The 6,861-nt window shown below is 74.7% G+C and carries 6 protein-coding genes; 5 read left to right on the top strand and 1 reads right to left on the bottom strand.

All coding sequences use genetic code 11. From position 1 onward, the window contains the following. From IE312_RS23310 to IE312_RS23290, 5 genes are all read left to right on the top strand, one after another. A partial coding sequence (locus IE312_RS23310) for an ABC transporter substrate-binding protein (RefSeq protein WP_229900326.1) occupies nucleotides 1-1,478 on the top strand: 1,478 nt, incomplete at its 5' end. A 4-nt stretch (nucleotides 1,479-1,482) separates the two neighbouring features. Then, nucleotides 1,483-2,439 (top strand): ABC transporter permease, encoded by a 957-nt coding sequence (locus IE312_RS23305; protein WP_189984282.1) that lies wholly within the window; start codon nucleotides 1,483-1,485, stop codon nucleotides 2,437-2,439. Further along, nucleotides 2,439-4,418: a dipeptide/oligopeptide/nickel ABC transporter permease/ATP-binding protein gene (locus IE312_RS23300; protein ID WP_189984281.1), complete on the top strand. Its 1,980-nt coding sequence runs from the start codon at nucleotides 2,439-2,441 to the stop codon at nucleotides 4,416-4,418. The genes IE312_RS23305 and IE312_RS23300 overlap by 1 nt, the downstream gene beginning before the upstream one ends. Continuing rightward, complete coding sequence (locus IE312_RS23295; protein ID WP_189984280.1) at nucleotides 4,415-5,422, top strand: oligopeptide/dipeptide ABC transporter ATP-binding protein; 1,008 nt, start codon at nucleotides 4,415-4,417, stop codon at nucleotides 5,420-5,422. Before IE312_RS23300 ends, IE312_RS23295 begins: the two co-directional genes overlap by 4 nt. Then, nucleotides 5,419-6,360 (top strand): dihydrodipicolinate synthase family protein, encoded by a 942-nt coding sequence (locus IE312_RS23290; protein WP_189984279.1) that lies wholly within the window; start codon nucleotides 5,419-5,421, stop codon nucleotides 6,358-6,360. Before IE312_RS23295 ends, IE312_RS23290 begins: the two co-directional genes overlap by 4 nt. Nucleotides 6,361-6,390: 30 nt before the next feature. Here IE312_RS23290 and IE312_RS41485 read toward each other — a convergent pair. Then, nucleotides 6,391-6,861 (bottom strand): TerB family tellurite resistance protein (locus tag IE312_RS41485; protein ID WP_229900325.1); only part of this gene is annotated, 471 nt, incomplete at its 5' end.

The following is a 6,861-nucleotide window of genomic DNA, read 5'->3' as shown; positions in this document are numbered from 1 at the left end:
GCAGGGACCGGACACTGACCGCCGTCATCGGGTACGGCAACGACGGCAGCTGGGACCCGACACAGACCGCGTCGGCGTTCGCGATGGCCGCCCACCACCACATCTACGAGGGGCTGCTGGACACCGACCCGATCACCCGGGTGCCGTACCCGGCGCTCGCCACCGCGCTCCCCCGCGACCCCGCCGCCACCACCTGGCGGTTCACGCTCCGCCCCGGCGCCACCTTCCACGACGGCAGGCCCGTGACCGCCGACGACGTCGTGTTCGTCTTCGACCGGATCCTCGATCCGGGCACCCGGACCCTCGCCGGGGGCTTCTTCGCCACCTGGCTGGAATCGGTGCGCAGCACCGGCCCCCGGACCGTCGAACTCAGGCTCAGGTTCCCCTTCCCGGACGGCCTCGCCCGGCTCACCCTGGCCAAGGTCATGCCGCGGCACGTGTTCTCCCGGCCCGGGGCGTGGGACGACGCGGTCAAGGGGCTGGCCGTGGGCTCGGGACCGTACCGGCTGACCGCGCACCACCCGAAGTCGAACACGGTCCTAGAGGCGTTCGCCGCCTACAACGGCCCGCGCCGACCGGCCTTCCGGAAGATGAACTGGCTGACCGTCGTGGACGCGGCCTCGCGCGTCGCGCGGATCTCCGGGACCGGCGCGGGCGCCCAGATCGCCGACAACATCCCCTACGCCAACGTCCCGCGCCTGGAGCGGGGCGGGCTGAAGGTGGCCGGCGCCGCCGGGATGAACAACCTCTTCCTGATGTTCGACACCCGGCACAAGCCCTTCGACGACGTCCGCGTCCGGCAGGCCCTGCACTACGCCATCGACACCGGGAAGCTGGTGCGGGTCGCGCTGAAGGGCCACGGACGGCCCGCGTCCTCGTTCCTCGACGAGGGCAACCCGGCCTACCGGCGGGCCAGGACGGTCTACGGCTACGACCCCGCCAGGGCGAAGGCGCTCCTCGCGGCCGCCGGGGTCAGGGACCTCCAGGTCCGCGTCCTCGCGGTCAACGTCAGCTGGGTCGTGGACTGCCTGCCGACCATCAAGGCCTCCTGGGACGCGGTCGGCGTGCGGACGACGCTCGCGCCGCAGGAGACCACGGCCGTGTTCACCAAGCTGGACCAGGGGCAGGACTACCAGGTCGTCGCGGCGGCCTCCAACCCGAACCAGTTCGGCCTCGACGCCGATCTGATCCTGCGCTACAACCACGGCCCCGGGAACACGTGGATGCGGTACGCGCGGTGGGCCGGCCACCCCGTCGCCCGGCGGCTCTTCACGGACATGGACCGGGCCACCCGGGAGCCGGATCCCGCCCGGCGCAGGGCCATGATCCAGGACTGCGTCGACGTCGTCGCCGAGCAGGCCGTGCTCTACCCGGTCGTCCACAACGAGCTGATGACCGCCTGGGACCCGCGCCTGCTCAGCGGGATAAGGGCCCAGCCGTATCCCGGCATCAACCTGCTTTGGGCCAGGTGGGTCTGACGACGTGACGGCCGTCGTACGGATCCTGCTGCGCCGCGTCGCCCTGCTCGTCCCGCTGCTGCTCGGCATCGTGCTGTTCGTGTTCGTGGTGATGCGGTTCTCGGACGTCGACCCCGCCTCCGCGTTCTTCCAGGGCGCCAACCCCACCGCACGGCAGCTGCACGAGTTCCGGGAGCGCAACGGGCTGCTCGACCCGCTGCCCGTGCGGTACGTCCGCTTCGTCGGCGACCTGCTCCACGGCGACCTCGGCACCAGCGCCCTCACGCGCGCCCCGGTGCTCGACCAGGTCGGCACCGCGCTGCCGCTCACCCTCCAGCTGACCTTCCTCGGGCTGGCGGTCGCGGTCGTGACGGCGCTGGCCGGCGGGGTCACGGCGGCGGTGTACCGGGACCGGCTGCCCGACCAGGTCATCCGGGTCGTGTCACTGGTCGGCGTGGCCGCGCCCGGGTTCTGGCTGGCGCTGCTGATGATCCAGTACCTGGCCGTCGACCCGGGCTGGTTCCCGGCCGGCGGCTACGTCAACCCGGCCGACTCGGTCACCGGCTGGCTGAGGACCATGGCCCTGCCCGCCGTCGCGCTGTCCCTGCCGGTCGCCGCCCAGCTCACCCGGATCGTGCGCACCTCGGTGGTGGAGGAGCTGGACAAGGACTACGTGCGCACGGCGATCGGCAGCGGGCTGCCGCCCCTGGTGGTCGTCGGGCGGAACGTGCTGCGCAACGCGCTCGTCAATCCGCTCACCGTGCTCGGGCTGCGGGTCGGCTACCTGCTCGGCGGCGCGGTCGTCATCGAGACGATCTTCTCGCTGCCCGGCATGGGCAAGCTGATGATCGACGCCGTGCAGAACGGCGACCCCGCCGTCGTACAGGGGGTCGTCCTGACCACCGCCACCGGTTTCGTCGTCGTCAACCTCGTCATCGACATCCTGTACCTGCTGGTCAACCCACGGCTGAGGACGGGCTGATGGACACGCGTGCGCGCATCGCCGGACGGCTGTCCCGGCGGCCCGTTCTCCGGCCGCGCGGGGCGCGCCGGCTGCCGCTGCCGTCGAAGGCGGCCCTCTGTTTCCTGGCCGTGGTCGCCCTGGTCGCCGTCCTCGCGCCGGTGCTGGCGCCGGACGATCCGCTCGACCAGCAGGACCCGGTAGGCGGGAGCGGGGCGCCGTCGGCCGCGCACTGGATGGGGCAGGACAGCCTGGGCCGGGACGTGCTGAGCCGGCTGATGTACGGGGCGCGCTGGTCGCTGGCCATCGGGCTGGGCGCGACCGGGCTCGCGCTCGTCGCCGGCGCCCTGCTCGGGGCCCTCGCCGCCACCTCCCGCAAGGCCGTCGACGAGACCCTGATGCGCTGCCTGGACGTGGTGATGGCGTTCCCGGGCATCGCGCTCGCCGCCGTCCTGGTGGCCGTGTTCGGCGGCGGGATCGGGGTGCTGATCTGCGCGATCGCCTTCCTGTTCACCCCGCCCGTGGCCCGGGTGGTGCGGGCCAACGTGCTGGACCAGTACGGCGAGGACTACGTCACCGCCGAGCGGGTCATCGGCGCCCGCACCCCGCACATCGTGCTGCGCCACGTGGCCGTCAACTGCGCCGCTCCGGTGCTGGTGTTCTGCACGGTCCAGGTCGCCGAGGCCGTCGTCTTCGAGGCCTCGCTGTCCTTCGTCGGCGCGGGGGTGCGGCCGCCCGACCCGTCCTGGGGCAGCGTCATCGCCGACGGCCGGACCATGGTGCTGACCGGCGGCTGGTGGGCGACCGTGTTCCCGGGGCTGTTGATCCTGCTCACGGTGCTGTCGCTGAACATCCTCTCCGAGGGCGTGTCGGACGCCTGGGCGGCGCCCGCCCCGCGGGAGACGCAGGCGCCGGCGGTCCGGCCGGCGACGCCCGGGCCCGGCACCGGCGAGGTGGTCGCGCTGCCCGGTCTGGCCGAGGCCGCCCGGCGGCTGCGCGAGCGGGCCCGGCCGGCGCCCGACCGGGGCGGGCAGCCGGTGCTGGCGGTGGCGGACCTCGCCATCGGCTTCCCGGGCCGGCACCGGGGCGTGGACGTGGTGGCCGGGGTCGGCTTCGAGGTGTACCCCGGCGAAGTGCTGGGCCTGGTGGGCGAGTCGGGCTGCGGCAAGTCGCTGACCGCGCTGACCGTCATGGGGCTGCCGCCGAAGGGCGCCCGGATCAGCGGGCAGGTGCGGTTCCGGCAACGGGACCTGCTGGCCGAGCCGATGCGGGTGCGGCGGCGGCTGCTGGGCCACGAGATGGCCATGGTGTACCAGGACGCCCTGTCCTCCCTGAACCCGGCCATGACCATCCGCGCCCAGCTGCGGCAGCTGGTCCGGCGCGGGGGCCGGCGCGGTCCGGGCGAGCTGCTGGAGCTGGTCGGCCTGGACCCCGGGCGGACCCTGCGCAGCCGTCCGCACGAGCTGTCCGGCGGGCAGCGCCAGCGCGTGCTCATCGCCATGGCGCTCTCCCGGGACCCTCAGCTGATCGTCGCCGACGAACCGACCACCGCCCTGGACGTCACCGTGCAGGCCCAGGTCATGGAGCTGCTGTTGCGGCTGCGCGCGGAGCTGGGGTTCGCGCTGGTCCTGGTCTCGCACGACCTGGCGCTGGTCGCCGACGTCACGGACCGGGTGGCGGTGATGTACGGCGGCCGGATCGTGGAGACGGGGGTGACCGCCGACCTGGTGGCGGCACCGGCCCACCACTACACGCGCGGTCTGCTGGGCAGCGTGCTGTCGCTGGAGTCGGCCGAGGAACGCCTGACCCAGATCGGCGGGGTCGTCCCGGATCCCGCCGGCTTCCCGGCGGGCTGCCGGTTCGCCGACCGCTGCCCGCTGGCCACCGCCGTGTGCCACCGCACCGTCCCGGTCCTCACCGGCAGCCCCGGGCACGCGGCCGCCTGCCACCACCCGGCGGTGGCCCTCACCCCCACGGAGAGCGAGGAGGCCCTGCCGTGAACGCTGTGGTGGAGGTGCGGGACGCCCACGTCGTCCACCGGGCGCGCACCGGCGGCCTGTTCCGGCGGGACCGGGTGTACGCCCTGACCGGCGCCGATCTGTCCGTGGCGCCGGGCGAGACGGTCGGGGTGGTGGGCGAGTCGGGGTGCGGGAAGTCGACGCTGGCGAAGGTGCTGGTGGGCATCGAACGGCCGGTGCGCGGGACGGTGTCGTACGGCGGCCGGGACCTGTGGACGATGCCGCCCGCCGAGCGCCGCGCCACGGTCGGCGCGGGCACCGGCGTGGTGTTCCAGGACCCGTCGACCGCGCTGAACCGCCGGCTGCCGGTCCGCCGTATCCTGCGCGATCCGCTGGACGTCCACCGGCGCGGCACCCCCGCCGAACGGGAGGAGCGGGTACGGGAGCTGATGGCCCTGGTGGGCCTGCCCGGGGCACTCGCCGACGCCCTGCCGGGCCGGCTGTCCGGCGGGCAGCGGCAGCGCGTCGCGATCGCCCGCGCGCTCGCCCTGGAACCGGCCCTGATCGTCGCCGACGAGCCGACCAGCGCGCTGGACGTGTCGGTGCGCGCGCAGATCCTGAACCTGCTGCTCGACCTGAGGGAGCGCCTGGGGCCGGCCCTGGTGTTCGTCTCGCACGACATCCAGACGGTACGGCGGATGAGCGACCGGGTGATCACCATGTACCTGGGCCGGATCGTGGAGGAGGCCCCGGCCGCCGATGTCGCCGGCGCGGCCCGGCACCCGTACACCCGGGCCCTGTTCTCGGCGGCGCCCGGGCTGCTCCACCCCGTCGACCCGATCCCGCTGCGCGGTCCGGTGCCCTCGGCGACCCGCCCGCCGAGCGGCTGCCCGTTCCGCACCCGCTGCTGGCGGGCCGACGCGGTCTGCGCCGAGTCGCTGCCGGAGTTCTCGGCCGCGTCACGGCCCGGACACCGCTTCCGGTGCCACCATCCTGTGCAGGAGGACACGCCGATCCGAGACCAGCGCGCCAGGAGCCCCGAATGACCTTCCAGCTCACCGGTGTCGTACCGCCCGTCTGCACGCCCCTGACGCCGGAGCGGGAGGTGGACGAGCCCTCGCTGCTGCGCCTGGTGGACTTCCTGGTGGAGGCCGGGGTGCACGGCCTGTTCCTGCTCGGCTCGACGTCGGAGGCGGCCTTCCTCACCGACGCGCAGCGCCGGCGGGTGGTGGCGGCCGTCACCGCGCACGTGGGCGACCGGCTGCCCGTGCTCGCGGGCGCGATCGACATGACGACCCCCCGGGTCCTGGACCACGTCGCGGCGGTCACCGCGGCCGGTGCGCGGGCCGTCGTCGTCACCGCGCCCTTCTACGCCCGCACCCACCCCGCCGAGATCGTCCACCACTACCGCCGCGTCGCCGCCGCCAGCCCGGTCCCGGTGATCGCCTACGACATCCCCGCCGCCGTGCACACCAAGCTCCCCGCCGACGTGGTGCTGGGGCTGGCCGCGGACGGTGTGCTGGCCGGGCTGAAGGACTCCAGCGGGGACCTGGCGGCCTTCCGGGAGGTCGTCGCGGGCGCCCGGGCACGTCCCGGGTTCAGCGTGCTGACCGGCTCGGAGCTGATCGCCGACGCGGCGCTGGCGCTGGGCGCCGACGGGGCGGTGCCGGGCCTGGCCAACGTGGACCCGCACGGGTACGTCCGCCTGTACCGCCGGTGCCGGGCGGGCGACCACGAGGGCGCGCGGGCCGAACAGGAGCGGCTGTGCGCGCTGTTCGGGATGACGGGCGTAGGCGATCCGGCGCGGATGGGGGGCAGCTCGGCGGCGCTCGGCGCGTTCAAGGCTGCGCTGCACCTGCGCGGGATCATCGACTGCCCGGTGACCGCCGAGCCGCAGGTCCCGCTGTCCGGCGCGGAGGTCGAGCGGGTCGGCAAGTTCCTGGCGGCGGCGGGCCTGCTGGGCCCCGGCCCGCACCGCCCCTGAGGTCAGGGTGCCGGGCGGACGACGGAGTGGTCAGGACGGGGTCCGGGCGGCGGCCAGCAGGCGGGTGACGTCGTCGGAACAGATGGTGAGGGCCGCGCCGACGGTGGTGAGGGCGTCGCGTTCGGCGGGCGTGTAGGGGCCGTCGGCGAGGGCGATGCGGGCGCCCTGGAGGAACAGGGACTCGCGGCCGGCCGGGGCCAGGTGCGGGGCCAGCGGGTCCAGGGCCTCGTGCAGCTCTATGGTCAGCCCGGCCCCGCACGGCTGCTCGATGTACCGGCCGGTGTCGGCGGCGAGGGCGTCGACCAGGGCCGCCAGCTGGTCCTCGGTGCAGTCGGCGAAGCCGGCCGCGCGGACCGTGGCGGCGGCGGCCTCCAGGGCCGTGCGGGACCCGGTGCCGCCCGCGGCGAGCACGGCGAGGGCGACGGTGTGCACGGCGTCGCGGAGCATCGCGGAGAAGCGGCGCGTGGTGGGGTGGTCCAGCACCTCGGTGCCGAAATGGTG

The sequence above is a fragment of the Streptomyces capoamus genome (assembly GCF_014654935.1).
Lineage (GTDB): Bacteria > Actinomycetota > Actinomycetes > Streptomycetales > Streptomycetaceae > Streptomyces > Streptomyces capoamus.
This window is presented reverse-complemented; position numbering and strand designations above follow the sequence as displayed.